Source organism: Cocleimonas sp. KMM 6892, from assembly GCF_035798195.1.
In the GTDB taxonomy this organism is placed as follows: Bacteria; Pseudomonadota; Gammaproteobacteria; order Thiotrichales; family Thiotrichaceae; genus Cocleimonas; species Cocleimonas flava.
Genome location: NZ_JAPFBV010000001.1, coordinates 479,127 through 496,573, shown reverse-complemented (window position 1 = coordinate 496,573; position 17,447 = coordinate 479,127). Strand labels below are relative to the sequence as shown.

General features: G+C 40.4%; 14 protein-coding genes and 1 pseudogene. 12 read left to right on the top strand and 3 right to left on the bottom strand.

The annotated features are described in order from the left end of the window. The first annotated feature begins 7 nt into the window (after positions 1-7). On the top strand, positions 8-1,558 hold the full coding sequence (locus OO007_RS02245; protein WP_325807572.1) for a bifunctional aminoglycoside phosphotransferase/ATP-binding protein: 1,551 nt from the start codon (positions 8-10) through the stop codon (positions 1,556-1,558). Between the two features lie 63 nt (positions 1,559-1,621). Here OO007_RS02245 and OO007_RS02240 read toward each other — a convergent pair whose 3' ends face one another. Continuing rightward, a complete protein-coding gene (locus OO007_RS02240) occupies positions 1,622-2,398 on the bottom strand; it encodes a zinc-dependent peptidase (RefSeq protein WP_325807571.1) in 777 nt (258 codons plus the stop codon). A 207-nt stretch (positions 2,399-2,605) separates the two neighbouring features. On the opposite strand from OO007_RS02240, the gene OO007_RS02235 reads away from it, so the two are divergent. Beyond that, entirely contained in the window at positions 2,606-3,736 is a 1,131-nt protein-coding gene (locus OO007_RS02235; RefSeq protein WP_325807570.1) for a phospholipase D-like domain-containing protein, read from the top strand. Positions 3,737-3,800: 64 nt separating this feature from the next. Here the strand turns inward: OO007_RS02235 and OO007_RS02230 are convergent, their stop codons facing one another. Further along, positions 3,801-5,540: a DEAD/DEAH box helicase gene (locus OO007_RS02230; RefSeq protein ID WP_325807569.1), complete on the bottom strand. Its 1,740-nt coding sequence runs from the start codon at positions 5,538-5,540 to the stop codon at positions 3,801-3,803. Positions 5,541-5,932: 392 nt separating this feature from the next. Further along, positions 5,933-6,721, bottom strand: coding sequence for a type I methionyl aminopeptidase (map, locus tag OO007_RS02225; protein ID WP_131904401.1), 789 nt, complete (start codon positions 6,719-6,721; stop codon positions 5,933-5,935). A gap of 295 nt (positions 6,722-7,016) precedes the next feature. On the opposite strand from map, the pseudogene rpsB reads away from it, so the two are divergent. The 10 genes and pseudogenes from rpsB to bamA form a co-directional block, all read left to right on the top strand. Continuing rightward, positions 7,017-7,736 (top strand): annotated as a pseudogene (gene rpsB, locus OO007_RS02220) (30S ribosomal protein S2); the annotation flags it as partial. Beyond that, positions 7,719-8,108, top strand: coding sequence for a helix-hairpin-helix domain-containing protein (locus OO007_RS02215; RefSeq protein WP_279388031.1), 390 nt, complete (start codon positions 7,719-7,721; stop codon positions 8,106-8,108). The pseudogene rpsB and the gene OO007_RS02215, both read left to right, overlap by 18 nt. A 97-nt stretch (positions 8,109-8,205) precedes the next feature. After that, positions 8,206-9,087, top strand: coding sequence for a translation elongation factor Ts (gene tsf / locus OO007_RS02210; protein WP_131904399.1), 882 nt, complete (start codon positions 8,206-8,208; stop codon positions 9,085-9,087). Positions 9,088-9,429: 342 nt separating this feature from the next. Continuing rightward, complete coding sequence (pyrH, locus tag OO007_RS02205) at positions 9,430-10,149, top strand: UMP kinase (RefSeq protein ID WP_131904398.1); 720 nt, start codon at positions 9,430-9,432, stop codon at positions 10,147-10,149. Positions 10,150-10,215: 66 nt separating this feature from the next. Further along, positions 10,216-10,773 carry a ribosome recycling factor gene (frr, locus tag OO007_RS02200; RefSeq protein WP_131904397.1) on the top strand — a complete coding sequence of 186 codons (558 nt, stop codon included), beginning with the start codon at positions 10,216-10,218 and terminating at the stop codon, positions 10,771-10,773. A gap of 18 nt (positions 10,774-10,791) precedes the next feature. Continuing rightward, positions 10,792-11,562, top strand: coding sequence for an isoprenyl transferase (locus OO007_RS02195; RefSeq protein WP_325807568.1), 771 nt, complete (start codon positions 10,792-10,794; stop codon positions 11,560-11,562). Positions 11,563-11,579: 17 nt separating this feature from the next. Next, on the top strand, positions 11,580-12,398 hold the full coding sequence (locus OO007_RS02190; protein WP_325807567.1) for a phosphatidate cytidylyltransferase: 819 nt from the start codon (positions 11,580-11,582) through the stop codon (positions 12,396-12,398). Beyond that, the gene (ispC, locus tag OO007_RS02185; RefSeq protein ID WP_325807566.1) at positions 12,395-13,582 is read left to right on the top strand and encodes a 1-deoxy-D-xylulose-5-phosphate reductoisomerase; all 1,188 of its coding nucleotides are present in this window, start codon (positions 12,395-12,397) and stop codon (positions 13,580-13,582) included. Before OO007_RS02190 ends, ispC begins: the two co-directional genes overlap by 4 nt. Positions 13,583-13,683: 101 nt before the next feature. Further along, on the top strand, positions 13,684-15,054 hold the full coding sequence (gene rseP, locus OO007_RS02180; protein WP_325807565.1) for an RIP metalloprotease RseP: 1,371 nt from the start codon (positions 13,684-13,686) through the stop codon (positions 15,052-15,054). A gap of 52 nt (positions 15,055-15,106) precedes the next feature. After that, positions 15,107-17,392, top strand: coding sequence for an outer membrane protein assembly factor BamA (bamA, locus tag OO007_RS02175; RefSeq protein WP_131904392.1), 2,286 nt, complete (start codon positions 15,107-15,109; stop codon positions 17,390-17,392). Positions 17,393-17,447: the final 55 nt, after the last annotated feature.

Genomic DNA, 17,447 nt, shown 5'->3' with positions numbered 1-17,447 from the left:
TCTGAAAATGAGTTTTAACATTAAGAAGCTGTTGAATCCTGATGTTTATGATCATCCTGTTAAAAACATTGAGTTAATTGAAACCCATATCTCTTGGGTTGTGTTAACCGGTGACTATGCCTATAAAATTAAGAAACCGGTGAATTTTGGTTTTCTGGATTTTTCTACCTTGGAGAAAAGAAAGAAATACTGTGAGCAGGAATTAAGCCTCAATCGCAGATTAGCCCCTGATATTTACCTGGATGTTGTTACTATTTCAGGCACTCCTGAATCTCCTGTGCTTTCAAATGACAATAATACGTTTGAATACGCGGTGAAAATGCGCCAATTTCCACAATCGGCACAACTCGATAATATGCTTCACGCAGGAAAACTCGGGAATAAGCACATCGATAGCATTGCGCAGATGGTTGCAGCGTTTCATCAAAATACAGCGGCAGCAGGCACTCACACGGATTATGGTGAGCCTGAAAAAATTTCCCAACCAGTCAAAGAAAATTTTGAGCACATTAGCGAAGCGTTGAAAGTATCTGCTTATGACGAAAAGTTGAGTGCGTTAAAAAAATGGAGTGAATCTGAATTTGCCCGGTTACAACCGGTTTTCTCCCAGCGTAAACGCGATGGTTTCATCAAAGAATGTCATGGTGACATGCACTTACGCAATCTAGTGTGGTTGAATGACAAAGCATTGGCTTTTGATTGTATAGAGTTCAACGAAAACTTGCGTTGGATTGATGTTATCAGCGAAATCGCTTTTTTGATTATGGATTTACAAGACCGCAAGCAAGATCAGCTGGCGTATCGTTTTTTAAATGCGTATCTGGAAATTACAGGCGACTACGAAGGGCTTTCAATCCTGCCTTTTTATCTCAGTTATCGTGCGATGGTGCGGGCTAAAGTCGATGCCTTACGTATTCAGCAAATAACGGATGATTCGAAAAACACAGCGCTGGCAGAGTTTGATTCTTACATCGCGTTGGCTTTACGCTATGCCAAAGAACGATCTCCTGCATTAATCATTATGCGGGGTTTATCTGCATCGGGTAAAAGTACGGTATCCCAGCAAATTCTGGAGAACACTGGCGCGATAAGAATACGTTCCGATATCGAGCGCAAGCGCATGTTTGATGTATCTCTTGATGTTACAGCGAAAACGTCGAATGCTGTTGATGAAGGCATTTACACGTCTGAATCATCTGAACAAACTTATGAAAAGCTTCTTGAGCTAGCATCGACAATCATAAATGCTGGCAATACCGTTTTGGTCGATGCCGCATTTTTAAAGCAACAGCAAAGAGAACCTTTTAAAAAACTGGCCCAAAGTAGGGGGGTGTCATTTGTTATTGTCGAAGTCACTGCTTCTCATGATGTGTTGCGGGAGCGAATTATTGCGAGAAAAAATGATGTGTCTGATGCTGATCTTGCGGTGCTTGAGCATCAAATAGCTCAATGGAAACCGTTGAATGACGAGGAGCTTGAGTCTGCTGTTACGGTGAATACCGAAAAGCCGTTGCAGTTGAAATGCCTACTTGATGAGATTAAAAAACTGACTGATTAATCCGTAATTATTGCTGTAGGATGAGCTATGGATATAGCCACCCCGCCACTTATAGGCACTTTTTTAGTACTTATCTAATTTTAAATAATCCTGCTTATAAAACAGCACTAACTGTTTGTAAACCTCAGCACAATATTCAAAGAGAATTTCGGGTGCTGTAAAAAAGTATTCACTGATCACGGCAAAAAACTCAGCGGGGTTGGTCGCAGCATATTCGTTGATTGTTGTGGGCTCGAAATTTTCTATTTGATTCAACAAAATATCGTAAGCGTGACTGAGTGAATCGGTCCATTGCTTGCGGTGCATTTTCGGGTGCAACGGTGGCATACCATTGGCGCGCCCATTGAGCATATCGAGTTTGTGCGTGAATTCATGAATCACAACATTATGCCCGGGGTGATTATGTAAGCTATCGCGTTCAACGTCGGTCCATGCCAGTATTACTGGGCCTTTAGACCAGGCTTCGCCACTTAACGCTGAACTGGTTTCGTGAACTAGCCCAAAATTATCGGTGACGTTTCGATACACCACAAAGTTATCAGGGTAGACGACAACTTCTATCCAGCCTTCGTAATAGCTCATATTGAGGTTTAGAATTGGAAGACAGGCCTGTGCCGCGATCATCAGTTTTTTTTCATCATCGACGACAAATCCACGAATGCCTGTGAAGGTTTTTTCGTAAATAAATAGACTGCTGAGCCTTTTTAATCGTGCGAGTTCTCTAGGCTTTAATGATTTTAATACTTGAATTTTATTGATTGTCTTAAGCCACAAAGCATCATCTACTAAATGTTTTCGCAGGATAAATTCTTCTTTAAATTTTCTAATCAAATCGAACATGAAATTGTTACCGTGTAGTGCGTAAACACTGTTATCCAAAAAGTTGGCCAGTCTGTTAAGGTTATTTTCTAGAATGCGCTTAAATTGTTATTGGCTTTTAAACTATAGTTGGGTTGGACTACAGTTATTCAATAGGTATCTATTTGAGTCGCATTCAATACAGGTTAAAATCAGAGCATTTATTCATGAATATGTCAGCTTAAGTTAATGAAGCACAAGCACTCACAAGAGACTTTTCCATGGCGTGAAGGACATTCTATTGAATTTCTCATCGATGGTGAGCAGTTTTTTCCTGCTATGTTGAAAGCCATAGAAAAGGCAGAAAACTATGTGTTGATGGAGATGTATTTATTTGAATCAGGGGAAGTGGCAAATAAATTCATCAACGCTTTTTCTAACGCGGCACTGAGAGGCGTCTGTGTACAGTTGCTTGTTGATGGTTATGGCGCAAAGGCATTATCTTCGAAGGATAGAGAGCGACTTACATCTTCTGGTGTGCAGTTGGCTTTTTATAACCCGCTCAGTTTCAAAACGCTCAAGGGACTAAAAAACAATTTAAAACGGACCCATCGAAAGTATCTGATTATCGATGGCGAGAGTGTGTTTGTCGGTGGCGCAGGCATTACAGATCATTTTTATGGCGATAACGCCTGGCGTGAAACCGTTGTAGATATTAAAGGAAAGGTGATTTCTGATTGGCATACCTTGTTTCTCGATATGTTTAGTCAATGGTCGGGCCAGCCTGTCCCGGCAGCAATAGAACCAGCCTCGATTGATAATGACATTCTGGGACGTTTGTCCTACACCAGCGGTGGTGAAAAGTTAGAAATTAAACGTGTGCTACTTAACCGCATGAATAAATGCCAGAGCCGCGTCTGGTTTGCTTCCGCCTATTTTATCCCTTCGAGAAAAGTCAGGAAAGCACTGCGACGTGCTGCACTAAGAGGCAATGACGTGCGTTTATTGCTGCCGGGACCTATTACGGATCATCCATCTGTGCGTTACGCTAGCAGACGATATTATGCGAGATTGTTACGCTTTGGAGTGCGAATTTACGAATACCAGGGGCGTTTTACGCATACTAAAATGGTGTTAGTCGATGATTGGTATACGATCGGTTCTTCAAATGTGGATCGCTGGAATTTTCGCTGGAATCTGGAGGCTAATCTGGAAGTTCGCAGTAAGCAAAGTGCAGAGATTGCACGTAAAGTTCTGGAAGACGACTTCCAGAACTGCGAAGAAATTCACTATAAACTCTGGGTTAATCGCTCGAAAATACAGCGATTTAAAGAATGGTTGTGGGGCAAAGTCGATCTGTGGATGACTCGAAACCTTTAAAAGTCACCCCCCTACTATAGGGGGCTTTTTTAATGATGTTTAATAGTTGTTTAGAGCTTTAAGCTTAATCGGGATCAGGTGATTCGATTTCTTTTGGTCTCTTAACGCTCAATGAGCGTTTTTTACTATAGCGAATAGCTACAGCTGGCTTGTCTTTGTCGGCTGATCTTTCCTTTGGTTCTGCAAAGTCGGATTGCCAGCCTCTACCACTATCTTTAGGTGCATCGGTGCCGACTCTGCTAACACCCACTTTTTTACCGTTGTTCTTTCTGTGCGTTCCACCATTTAATCTGCCAAATGGACCTTTGTGTTGGCGGCGTGATGCGCCATCTGCGGCCTTTTGCGTATTGTTGTTGCTGTTATTGTTATTGTTATTGGTTTTTGGTTTTGCGCCTGGCTTAGCACGTCTCGTATTATTCTTTGGGTTTTTAGCCTTGATGTTCTTTTTGCCGTTTTGATTTCTTTTAGGCTGGTTTGGTCGATTATTTGCTTTCGCTTTTGGCTTTGGTTTGCTCAAATTTACAAATGGTTTTAGCGGTTCCAATCCCGGGATGTTCGCTTGCGGAAGCTTTTCACCGAAGGTCTTTTCAAGATGTTTTAATTCGTTAAAGTTGTAACCATCAATAATCAGTAATGTTGGTTTTTCTCTGTCTTGATTGTGATGTTCTAGCCTTTTCAGGTAGTTCTCAGTCTTGTGTGGCAGGTCAAAATTGATGATGTTAGTGTCTGCAGTTTGAAGTTCTTCATTGCTGAATGAGTTATTGTCCTGATCACTATAAATCAGGATGTCGCACTCATCGAACTCTTCTGCATTGAGTTCATTGATTAACTCGGCAGTATGTCCATGATTTGCTAAATTTTCTTGTAAGGTTTTAGCCGCTTTATTGGTTGCTGTGTATATCAGCGTCGACTCACCTGAAAATTCGTCCATGAGATAATCCATCATCGCAATTTTATGCGTGTAGTCGTCTGCAATATGGACTTTTTGCGGCATGACGGATTTTATGTCTACTTTTTTGACGTTTTCAGTGTTGTTGTTTGTATTAGTATTATTATTCACGTTTTTATTTGTATTCTTGTTGTTATCTTCTGAAGTGTTTGTTTCGGTTTTTTGTTGAGGGTGTTTTGCTTGTTGCGCAACCTCATTCGTTGAGTCTTGTTCTTCCTCTTCTTCTTCCTCATCGACAGTAATTTGAACCGCGTCGGGGAAAAGGCCAGTGGCGTAAGGGGTGATTTCTTCATCGCCTCTTACAAAGGTAATTGAGGAGCAGTCTGGACCAGCTTGTTGTAGTATATTTTCTACCAGACCTTGAAGGTTTTTCTTATAAATACTCGATAGATCATCAATGATTAACATTTCAAGTTGAGAAAAGTCTGCTTTACCATTATTCATCAAATCATTCAGACGACCTGGTGTGGCAATCATGATATCTAAAGGACGTCGCATTAGACGCATTTGCGTTTGATAAGGACGACCGCTGACGATGAAGCCAAAGCGCATCACAAGGTCATTGCTCAAACGTTTAATGGTGTAATTGATTTGGCTTACGCGGTCACGGCGTGAAGTTAAAATCAATACACGCGCGCCACGTTTTTCAGGAGCTGGATTTTCAAGAATATAATTCATTGCAGGAATCAAGAAAGCACCTGTTTTACCTGATGCGGATTGGCTCCAGATGAGCGCACTTTTTCGTTCTGCAACTAAAGGAATCAGTTGTGTCTGAAGTTCTGTCGGCGATTTATAGCCCGACTCTTCAATCGATTTTATGAAGTCTTTATTTAAATTAAAGTCTGAAAATGACAAATTTTGTCCCCCCTGCTTGAAATGCAGGTATTACTCTATAGCTGATGTTATATGGTATTTATTAATAAAAATAACGGCTTAGTTAGTTTGAATGATTATTTCGCTCTGGAAATTTACATTAGAAATTATTGGATGCCAGTCCCCATAGTTCTTGCATTAACATCATTTTTAAAATGACTTAATTGAAGGCATCACGACACCCCTAACGGGTGTAAGCATAAGCAATGTTTCATGAGGTTTACGCACTTAAACTATATTTATTTAAGTGGTTTCTTGAAAAATACATTGCACTCAAATATTAACTTATAACAAATAAGGTTTTTAGTCAAGTATAGCGGCTTTGAGGGCTATTTTACGGTCTGAACGGTCGTTTTGTGGCTATTGGTGTTCAACTAGCGCGGTAAAAGATCGCGCCAGTTTTTTTCTTCGTCACGTAAAGTGAGTATTTCTACGCCGTCTGATGTTACGTTAAGCGTGTGCTCCCACTGTGCAGATAGTTTGTGGTCTTTGGTTATTACTGTCCAGTTATCAGGCAGTGTTTTTATATGACGCTTACCTTGGTTAACCATCGGTTCGATGGTGAAAGTCATGCCTTCTTCCAAGGTCACGCCTGTGTCTGGTTTGCCGTAGTGAAGTACCTGAGGTTCTTCATGAAACACTTCGCCAATGCCATGTCCGCAGTATTCGCGCACGATAGAATAATGCTGTGCTTCTGAATAGGTTTGGATAGCGTGGCCAATGTCACCTAGTTTAATACCTGGTCTAACCATGTCGATACCGATATAAAGTGCTTTTTGAGCAACGTCACAAAGACGTTTGGTTGCAACATTAGGTTCTCCTGCATAAAACATCTTGCTGGTATCACCGTGGAAGCCATCTTTTATAACAGTGATATCTATATTAATGATATCGCCTTTCTTTAGTTTTTTGTCACTAGGGATTCCATGGCACACTTGATAATTGACAGACGTACAGATTGATTTTGGAAAGCCATGATAATTTAAAGGTGCTGGGATGGCCTGCTGCTCGTTAACGATATAGTCATGGCAGATCCTGTCTAGCTCTTCAGTAGTTACGCCCGGTACAACGTAAGGCCCAATCATATCTAATACGTCAGCCGCGAGACGACCGGCAACACGCATTTTTTCTATTTGCTCGGGTGATTTGATCTGAATTGCCATAATAACCTTTAGTAATAATCTAGTAAGTGAGGTAAACGCGGATTATGCTACTTTTTTAATGAGAGTGAAACAGTTGTGAGAAGTATCTGTTTATGATATAAAGTGCGCCGCGCAGAATTTGCTAGATTTATGAGTAGATTTTCGCGAAATTCAATGGAATATCGAGGGTAGTGCCTTTTTATTTCAAATTCACACACATATCACCAAGATATAGCAGGGTGCTTGTGGCTTAAATGTTTAAGTCTTCAGGTTGTTATATTGGATATGTGGAGGCCTAACCCAAGAGGATATTATTATGGCTAAAGTTACTATGCGCCAAATGCTGGAAGCTGGTGTTCATTTCGGACATCAAACCCGCTACTGGAACCCTAAAATGGCACCTTATATTTTTGGTGACCGAAATAAAATTCATATCATTAACCTTGAAAAGACGTTGCCGTTATTTAACGACGCGTTGAACTTTGCTGGCAATATCGCTGCAAAAGGTGGCAAGGTAATGTTCGTTGGTACTAAGCGTGCAGCACAAACTGCAATTCGTGAAGAAGCAACTCGTTGTAAAATGCCTTTCGTTGACCAACGTTGGTTAGGCGGAATGCTTACAAACTACAAGACTGTTAAGCAATCTGTTCGTCGTATGCAAGAAATCGAAAAGATGGAAGCTGACGGAACAATCAATCGCGGTGGTAAAAAAGAAGCATTAATGCTTTCTCGTGAATACGAGAAGTTAAACAAAGGTCTTGGTGGAATTAAAGACATGCGTTCATTGCCTGATGCGCTTTTCATTATCGACGTAGGTCATGAAAGCATCGCTGTTAAAGAAGCAAAGACACTTGGAATTCCAGTGATCGGTGTTGTTGATACTAATAATACTGCTGCTAACATTGATTATGTAATCCCTGGAAATGATGACGCGATTCGCGCAATCCAGCTTTACACTTCTGCTATTGCTGATTCAGTTGTTGAAGGTCATTTAGCTGCTGCAACTAATGCTGAAGAAATGGCAGCTGCTGCGCCAGCTCCTAAAGCTAAAGCTGCTGATAAGCCAGCTGCTCCTGCTGCAAAAGTTACAAAGAAAGAAGCTCCTGCTGCTGCGAAAGAAGAAGCGCCAGCTAAAGAAGAAGCACCTAAAGCTGCTGCTGAAGCAGATGACCTAAAGAAAATTGAAGGAATCGGTCCAAAGATTGCTGAAGTTCTAGGCGAAGCAGGTGTTACTACTTATGCTCAATTAGCAGGTATGGAACGCGATGCAATTAAAGCGATCCTTGATACTGTAGCTACATTAAAGTCTAAAGAGCCTAAAACTTGGCCTCAACAAGCACAATTAGCTGCTGACGGCAAGTGGGACGAGCTTAAGACTTTACAAGATGAGCTTATGGGTGGCCTTTAAGCCCCTCGATAACATTCAATACGTTTAAATTTAGATTTTAGGGGGAATGTTTCAGAAGTGAATGCATTTCCCCTATTTAATTTCTGAGGAAATAGACATGGCTATTACAGCTACAATGGTTAAAGAACTCCGTGAGCGCACTGGCGCTGGCATGATGGAGTGCAAGAAAATGCTTACCGAAACAGGTGGCGATATGGAAGCTGCAATCGACTTGATGCGTAAATCAGGTGCGGCTAAAGCTGACAAAAAAGCAGGTCGCGTTGCTGCTGATGGTACGGTTGTAATAACAGTATCTGAAGATGGTAAAGAAGGTTCTATCGTAGAAGTTAACTGTGAAACTGATTTTGTTGCTAAAGATGAGAATTTTGTAAACTTCTCTAATGCAGTTGGTGCGCGTGTACTTGCTGATAAGCCAGCTGATATTGAAGCATTGTCTGCAATGCCATTGGATTCAGGCGAGACTGTTGAAGAAGTACGTGCAAACCTAGTTGCTAAAATTGGCGAGAATATGCAAGTTCGTCGTTTTGAAGTACTTACTTCAGACGCTGGCCAGGTATATGCATACAGCCACGGTGTTCGTATCGGTGTTGCAGTAGCAATGACTGGTGGTGACGAAGCGCTTGGTAAAGACGTTGCTATGCATATCGCAGCAAGTCGTCCAGTTTGTGTTTCAGAGAAAGAAGTTCCTGCTGAAACGCTTGAGAAAGAGAAAGAGATTCTTATCGCTCAAGCAGAAGGAAGTGGTAAGCCAATGGAAATCATCGAGAAGATGGTTGAAGGTCGTATGCGTAAGTATCTGGCTGAAATAACTTTAGTTGGTCAGCCATTTGTAAAAGACCCAGATCAAACTGTTGGTCAATTATTAAAAGCTGCCGGCGCAGAAGTTACTGCATTTGTTCGCTACGAAGTGGGCGAAGGCATAGAGAAAAAACAGGAAGATTTTGCGGCAGAAGTTATGGCGCAGGTGAAAGGAAGCTAAACTAATGTTTCATTAGTTGGAAAAGGAGCGTTTACGCTCCTTTTTTTTGCCTAAGATTTATGTATTTAAACAGCTTTTTTCTGATTATGGTTAATTATTAGAAAAAGTGCCTCAAAGTAGGGGGGGTGACTAGGGGTTTTTTTGTCGAGTCTTTAAGGTTTGAGTCCCTGTTTAGTTGGTGTCGTCTGTTTTTCTAATACGAAAATGATTGTTAATAAATAAGTCTTAAATACTAAACTAATTTTATCAGGCGTTTTTTGCACAAATTGTGCAGAAATACATCATGGTAACTATTCATATAATTGTGTAGTCTATGCAAAAATTAAAAGGAGCTGAGCTACTATGAACCAAAACTATAAAAGAATCTTACTAAAGCTGAGTGGCGAAGCTCTTATGGGTCAATATGAATTCGGAATAGATTCCGATGTGCTGGCTCAAACGGCTACAGAAGTTGTGAAACAGCAGCAATCTGGTACACAGGTAGCGTTAGTTATCGGCGGTGGTAACATTTTTAGAGGCGCAGGTCTTGCACAAGGTGGAATAGATCGTGTAAGTGCTGATCAGATGGGAATGCTGGCTACAGTAATGAATGCTCTGGCTATGCAGGATGCAATCAAAAAGCAGGGTGTAAATTGCCGTGTTATGTCTGCGCTAAAGATAGATCAGCTGGGTGAAGAGTATTCTGCGCTTAAAGCGCGTGAGTTTTTATCTGAAGGTGAAGTGGTAATTTTCGCTGCAGGAACGGGTAATCCATATTTCACTACGGATACTGCTGCGAGCTTACGCGCAATTGAGATTGAAGCTGATTTGTTGCTAAAAGCGACTAAGGTTGATGGTATCTACGATTCTGATCCGATGAAGAATCCAGATGCGAAACGCTATGATCAACTGGGTTTTGATGAAGCAATCGCTAAAGAGTTAGGTGTAATGGATCTCACCGCAATGGTATTATGTAGAGAGAATAAAATGCCGTTATGTGTGTTTAATATGTTTGAAACAGGTGCATTGGATAAGATTGTGAATGGAGATAAAGTCTCTGGCACACTTGTAATACCTGAATAACAGCGTTTAAATATAAAACAAAATATCGTAAATATTAGAAGATAAAAGAACAAGTAGGGACTGAACATGATTAATGACATTATCAAAGATGCTGAAACAAGAATGAAAAAGAGTATTGATTCTTTAAGAGGCGAGCTGGCGAAGGTGAGAACCGGTCGTGCTCATCCAAGTCTTCTTGAGCATATCATGGTTGATTATTATGGAAGCGACACACCATTAAGTCAGGTGGCAAGCATTGGTGTTGAAGATGCGCGTACATTAACAGTAACGCCGTGGGAGCGTCCAATGGTACAGGCTGTTGAAAAAGCTATAATGAATTCTGATTTGGGTTTGAATCCGAATTCAGCAGGTACTGTTATTCGTATTCCTATGCCTCAGCTAACAGAAGAGCGTCGTCGTGACTTGGTTAAAGTTGTTAAGGGTGAAGGTGAAAACGGTAAAATTGCTGTTCGTAATATTCGTCGTGACGCAAATTCTGATTTTAAGATGTTAGAAAAAGAAAAAGAAATATCTGAAGATGAAGAAAGAAGGGGTCAGGAAGAAATTCAAAAATTGACAGATAAGTACGTTAAAGAAATTGATGATGTGGTTGCTATCAAAGAAGAAGACTTGATGAAGGTTTAGTGCCTTCATTTCCTTGATATGACTGATCAATTAACAATTCCTCGCCACATTGCCATTGTCATGGATGGTAATGGCCGCTGGGCAAGAGCAAAGCATCGACCACGTTTTATGGGTCATAAAAAAGGTGTGGAAGCGGTTCGTGATATTGTAAAAGCGTGTGCTGAATTAAAGGTTGAGTGTCTGAGCTTATTTGCTTTTAGTAGTGAAAACTGGAAGCGCCCGGAAGAAGAAATTTCAAATTTAATGTCTTTGTTTATGCTGGCATTGGAGCGCGAAGCAAAAGCCTTGGCCAGAAATAATGTGAAACTCCAGATTGTTGGCGATCTCGAACAATTTTCTGAAAAATTACAGAAAAAAATTAAGCAGGTTGAGCAACTCACTGCTGAAAGTGATGGCTTGAAACTGATCGTTGCTGCTAATTATGGTGGTCGTTGGGATGTGACTCAGGCGACTAAATCAATTGCTCAGAAGGTTGTTGATAAAGATCTAAAGATTGACGAAATTACCGAAGACGATGTCTGTGAAAATATATCTACGTATGGAATTCCAGACCCTGACTTATTTATCAGAACCGGTGGTGAAAAACGCATTAGTAATTTTTTGATATGGCAAATGGCTTATACAGAACTCTATTTTACAGATGTCTTATGGCCAGACTTTGATGCAAATGAGTTAAATTTAGCGATAGAAGATTATTCCTCTCGACAGAGACGTTTTGGTAAAACAAGCGAGCAAGTGATCGCAGAAAAAAACAGTGCTGATAAAAGTGTCTCTGAAAAAAATGATTAGATTGATGAGGTTAAATAATGGATTCAGTGCTTAAGCAACGACTTATTACTGCCTTTGTATTAATTGCTGCAGTTTTTGTATGTGTATTACTGTTACCAAATGTTTGGTTTGCAGTGGTAGGGCTGTTGGTTTTTGTCAGTATCAGTGGTTGGGAATGGTCGCGTTTAGTCTCTTTAGAGAATTTTCATCGTGGCTTGTATGTGGCTTGGTTGTTATTACTGTCTTATCTCCTCTATCGCTGGAGTGACTTCCGTTGGTTAGCCATGGTACTTGGTCTTGTTTGGTGGGCCTTTGTACTGGTTCTTCTGGCTATTTATGAGCAAGGAACGACTCTCTATAAAGAAAATAAATGGTTATTAAGAGTTGCTGCGTTCTTTGTGCTGATTCCTGCCTGGGTCGCATTAATAAGCTTGCACCAGCTTCATCCATCTTTGGTTATCTATCTCATAGCATTGGTAGCTATGGCAGATAGTGGTGCGTATTTCGCAGGAAAAGCATTTGGTAAAAATAAACTCGCTCCTGAGCTAAGTCCGGGGAAAACCAGAGAAGGTATGTTGGGAGGGCTCTTAGGTGCTTCAACTTTATCTATTTTTGGTGCATGGTATTTTGAATTGCCTGTTCAAGACTGGGTATATTTTATCTTGCTCTCAATGGTCGTGGCAGTTATGTCGGTCGCTGGCGATTTGTTTGAAAGTCTAATGAAGCGAGAAGTGGGGCAAAAAGATTCGGGGAATATTCTTCCGGGGCACGGCGGTATTCTAGATAGGGTCGATGGTCTGCTCGCTGCACTTCCGATATTTGCCATGGGGATTTTCTGGGGCGCAATTCAAGTATGAATTCTAAAAAAGGAATTTGTATTTTAGGGTCTACAGGAACTATTGGCGTAAATACTTTAGATGTTATCTCAAGACATTCAGATGATTATCAAGTCATTGCTCTTACTGCTAACGAAAGTACCGATGATTTAGAGAAACAGTGCATAGAATATCAGCCGCTTTATGCTGTCATGGTTAATGAAGAGAAAGCTGAGCTCTTGCATAAGCGTCTTGCGACTGCAGGTATTTCCACTAAAGTTTTAGCAGGTAAAGATTCTTTAGAAGTTGTTTCAGCGCTAGATGAAGTTGATTATGTTATGGCAGCAATTGTAGGCGCTGCTGGGCTGTTGCCTAATTTGGCTGCTGCAAAAGCGGGCAAACGCATTATGCTTGCGAATAAAGAGTCTTTAGTAATGTCAGGCGCTTTGTTTATGGATACTGTGCATAAATATGGTGCAGAGTTGCTACCTATAGATAGCGAACATAATGCCATTTTTCAATCAATGCCTCCTCTGGTAAATGGTTTGCACGAAAAATCCGGCGTTACTAAGATATTGTTAACAGGGTCTGGGGGGCCGTTTCGTCAGAAAACACTAGAATCTCTGGTTAACGTAACGCCTGAACAAGCTGTAGCTCACCCTAACTGGGTAATGGGAAGAAAAATATCCGTAGACTCGGCAACAATGATGAATAAAGGTCTGGAAGTCATTGAGACTTGCTGGCTGTTTGATGTTAAAGAAGATCAAATTCAAGTGGTTATTCATCCAGAAAGCACGATACATTCCATGGTTTCATACAATGATGGGTCTGTGATTGCTCAGCTTGGAAATCCAGATATGCGCACCCCCATTGCCTATGCACTGGGTTATCCAGAGAGAATTGAATCGGGCGTAGAGCAGTTGGATATATTCGATGTTGCTCAGTTGAATTTTGAAAAACCTGATTTCGAACGATATCGTTGTTTGCAATTGGCTTATGATGCACATCATGCAGGTGGCTATGCGACAATAGCGTTAAATGCAGCGAATGAAATTGCGGTTGAGGCTTTTCTGGATAATAAAGTCAGATTCACAGATATACCGCCCATCATAGAAAACGCACTGGAACAGGCTTCATCGGGGACACCAACTAATTTAAATGATATACTTGATCAAGATTTAGTCAGTCGAAAACATGCAAAGAGCTACATCAAAGGGTTGCAATAAAAAAATAATTAAACCTTTTAGTTATGTTTTTCTTGAAACTTATCCTATTTTTTTACTGACTAACCTTACATAATTTTTCTACAGAATTAAGTTTACAAACTATGACAATATTAATTTCGGCTTTATCTTTCCTTGTTGCTATCGCTATCCTTGTAGGGATACATGAATTCGGACATTTCTGGGTTGCACGAAAACTAGGAATCAAAATTATTCGTTTTGCCATCGGCTTTGGTAAACCAATCTGGACTTACAAATCCAAAGATAAAGATAAAACAGAGTATGTTTTAGCGGCAATACCCATGGGCGGCTATGTGAAAATGCTCGATGAGAGAGAAGGTGATGTAGCTGAAGAAGAAAAGCATCGCGCTTTTAACACTCAGCCTGTCTGGAAGCGTTTTTTAGTCGTTCTCGCTGGCCCTATGTTTAATTTCTTTTTTGCTATTGCCGCATTTGCTGCCATTCAAATGATGGGTATTGAGTCTGTTAAGCCGTATGTTGGTGATATACAGGCAAGTACCCCTGCCGCACAATCTGGGTTTGAGAAAAAAGATCTAATCACAGGAATAAACGATATACAAACTGATTCTATGCGTCAGGTTCGTTTAACCTTATTGAATGAATACCTTAAGAACCCTCAATTAAAAGTTCATGTAAAAACAGAGTCAGGAAGTACGGCAACAAGAGACCTGGACCTAAGTGATACTTTGTTGCTAGAGGATGAAGGAGACTACTTTGCTAAAACTGGCATGGGATTTTGGCAGCCTCCGCACGCAACCATTATAAATACGGTTATTCCAGGTAAGCCTGCAGAGCAGGCTGGTTTAATGGTAAAAGACAAAGTGATTAAGGTTGATGGTAATCCAGTTGTTTCTACTGAATATTTTTCTAAGTACATTAGTGGGCATGCTGATAAATCTGTAGAGTTACTGATAGATAGGCAAGGGGAACAGAAGACTCTAGTCCTTACGCCTAAGTTAACAGAAATCGAAGGACAACAGCGTGCTTTGATTGGTGTAGGTCTTGCTCGAGAATTTGATGAGAAAGAAGTAAACGACCTGTTCTTTATTAGAGAAGCGCCTTTCTTTGAAGCTTTGCAATCCGGGGTTGTAGAAACCTGGGATATGTCGATAATGACATTAAAAGTGATGGGGCGCCTGATCACGGGTGAAGCGTCACTTAAAAACATCTCTGGTCCGATTACCATAGCCAATTATGCGGGAAAAAGCGCGTTAATCGGATTTTCTGCCTTTCTGACGCTATTAGCTATTGTAAGTTTAAGTCTTGGGGTGCTAAATTTATTGCCTATACCTATGTTAGATGGTGGTCACTTGCTTTATTACATCATCGAACTGGTCAAGGGAAGTCCAGTTTCAGAACGGGTAGAAGCTATTGGAATGCGCATAGGGATGAGTGTGGTAGGTGTTCTAATGGTAGTGGCTATATATAATGATATTGGTAGACTTATAAACTAATTATAAAACGAATTATAAATAGACCGATTAAAATAAGATTAGGGTTAATAATATGAAAAAACAGGTACTTCAAGCCTCATTGGCGGGCTGTTTATTTGCAATAAGTCATGGTGCATGGGCTGATAGTTTCGTTCTTAACGATGTTCAAGTAAGTGGCTTAGAAAGAATAGCAGCTGGGACTGTTTTAAGTAATGTTCCTGTCCGGGTTGGTGAAAAATTCGATGACAGGATGACTGCTGATCTTGTACGTTCTCTTTATAAAACAGGTTTTTTTGATGATGTAAAAGTCAGTCGAAGAGGTAATGTGCTTTTAGTAAAAGTGCATGAGCGTCCTGCTGTTGGTGATATCACTGTAACAGGCAATAACGCAATTAAAGATGACGCCTTACTAGCTGCTTTAAAGCAAGCCGGAGTTGCAAAAGGAAGACCTTTAGACAAATCTGCGCTTAATCGCATTCAACATGAAATAAAGCAACAATATCTTGCTCGTGGCAATTACGGAGCAGATGTTGCAACGAATATAGAAAAATTACCGAGAAACAGAGTCGCGGTTAAAATAAAAGTGACTGAAGGTGCTGTCGCTAAAATTAAGCGCATTAAAATCAGCGGTAATAAAGCATATTCTGAAGCTACTTTAACCAAGTTATTAGAATCTGGCCCAAAAAGTAAGTTCGCCTTATTTAGCTCTAAAGATAAATACGCTAAAGAAAAGCTAGTGGGTGATATTGATACATTAACGTCTTTTTATCGTGACCGTGGTTATTTGAATTTTGAAATTGTATCTACTCAGGTTTCACTTTCTAAAGATAAAAGCGCAGTTTTTGTAAATATTAATATCAATGAAGGCGACCAATATCGAATTGGTAAAGTCAATGTGGCTGGTAACTCAGGTATCAGTAGCAAAGAATTGAGTAAATTGACCTCATTAAAAGAAGGTCAGGTATTCTCACAAACAAAACTCGCCGAAACCCGTAATAATCTGAAAAAGAGAATGGGTGAAGATGGTTTTGCTTTCTCAAGAATTGGTGTTTTACCACAAGTTGATAAAGTAAATAAGCGTGTTAACCTAGTTTTCCAGGCCGAGAAAGGTCAGCGCACATACGTTAGAAGAATTAATATCCGCGGTAATTTCCGTACTAAGGATGAAGTTTTTCGTCGTGAGATGCGCCAGTTAGAAAGCTCTTTCTTGTCTAAAGAAAAAGTAGATCGATCAAAAGTGCGACTTCAGCGTTTGCCTTATGTTGAAAGCGTAAAAATCAATACATCGCCTGTTGCTGGTAGAAGTGATCAGGTTGATTTAGATGTAATCATCAGTGAGCAATCTTCAAATCAATTTAATGCAGGTTTGGGTTATTCTCAGAGCAATGGTTTGCTATTTAATATTGGTGTATCGCAAAACAACTTTATGGGTACCGGTAAGAGTCTTTCTGTTGCAGGTTCTAAGAGTGACTCAACCAAGAATTTCCGTCTAAGTTATAACAATCCTTACCATACAGTTGATGGTGTAGGTCGTGGTTTTAACGTGTATCTAGAAGAAGATGATGCAGACGAAGATGATATCTCAGACTACACCAGTAAAACCTTTGGTGCAGATATAAACTACACCATTCCACTTACTGAAGAAAACTCATTACGTTTCAGTATCGGTGGTGAGCATAGAGAGATAGAAACAACCGATTCTTCACCTGATCACGTTACTGATTTCATTGCGAAAAACGGTGACAGCTACGACAATATTCTAGGTAAGTTGAGCTATATTCATGATACTCGTGATCGTTTCTTGTTCCCTACTACAGGTGTAAGACACAATATTTCTCTTGAAGTAGGTTTGCCTGGAAGTGATCTCGAATACTATAAGTTAAGATACCGTGGTTCATCGTATTTCCCTGTGAGTGAAAATATTACTTTTGCAATAAAAGGTGGTATTCAAACCGGTGACGGTTATGGTGACTCTTCTGAACTACCTTTCTTTGAAAGGTTCTACTCAGGTGGTATCAGTACAGTTCGCGGGTTCGAAAATAATAGTTTAGGACCACGTGACTCGAATGATGACCCAATGGGTGGTTCTTTTGCTGTAGATGCAAGAGCAGAACTTCAATTCCCGGTACCTTTTGCTTCAGATGTGAAAGGTTTACGTATGAGTGCGTTTGTTGATGCAGGTAATGTGTACACTGACTACGACGCATTTGAAGTCGATGATATTCGTTATTCTGCTGGTTTAGCTGCTACATGGATGTCTCCACTAGGTCCATTTACTTTAAGTTATGCAAAACCTCTTAATGCAAAAGACGGAGATGATGAACAAGAAATTCAATTCTCAATTGGTGCAAGCTTCTAACGAATTTTGAGCATGTGCTAGGACAATTTCAACATTGTAAGATGCATATTGGTTT

What these genes read in the sequence shown, in the direction of transcription:
- OO007_RS02190 (WP_325807567.1), top strand. Translation starts at nt 11,580, where the DNA reads ATGGATTCAGTGCTTAAGCAACGACTTATTACTGCCTTTGTATTAATT.
- OO007_RS02240 (WP_325807571.1), bottom strand. Translation starts at nt 2,398, where the DNA reads ATGTTCGATTTGATTAGAAAATTTAAAGAAGAATTTATCCTGCGAAAA.
- map (WP_131904401.1), bottom strand. Translation starts at nt 6,721, where the DNA reads ATGGCAATTCAGATCAAATCACCCGAGCAAATAGAAAAAATGCGTGTT.
- rseP (WP_325807565.1), top strand. Translation starts at nt 13,684, where the DNA reads ATGACAATATTAATTTCGGCTTTATCTTTCCTTGTTGCTATCGCTATC.
- ispC (WP_325807566.1), top strand. Translation starts at nt 12,395, where the DNA reads ATGAATTCTAAAAAAGGAATTTGTATTTTAGGGTCTACAGGAACTATT.
- pyrH (WP_131904398.1), top strand. Translation starts at nt 9,430, where the DNA reads ATGAACCAAAACTATAAAAGAATCTTACTAAAGCTGAGTGGCGAAGCT.
- OO007_RS02215 (WP_279388031.1), top strand. Translation starts at nt 7,719, where the DNA reads ATGGCAGCTGCTGCGCCAGCTCCTAAAGCTAAAGCTGCTGATAAGCCA.
- OO007_RS02195 (WP_325807568.1), top strand. Translation starts at nt 10,792, where the DNA reads ATGACTGATCAATTAACAATTCCTCGCCACATTGCCATTGTCATGGAT.
- OO007_RS02235 (WP_325807570.1), top strand. Translation starts at nt 2,606, where the DNA reads ATGAAGCACAAGCACTCACAAGAGACTTTTCCATGGCGTGAAGGACAT.
- tsf (WP_131904399.1), top strand. Translation starts at nt 8,206, where the DNA reads ATGGCTATTACAGCTACAATGGTTAAAGAACTCCGTGAGCGCACTGGC.
- OO007_RS02245 (WP_325807572.1), top strand. Translation starts at nt 8, where the DNA reads ATGAGTTTTAACATTAAGAAGCTGTTGAATCCTGATGTTTATGATCAT.
- frr (WP_131904397.1), top strand. Translation starts at nt 10,216, where the DNA reads ATGATTAATGACATTATCAAAGATGCTGAAACAAGAATGAAAAAGAGT.
- bamA (WP_131904392.1), top strand. Translation starts at nt 15,107, where the DNA reads ATGAAAAAACAGGTACTTCAAGCCTCATTGGCGGGCTGTTTATTTGCA.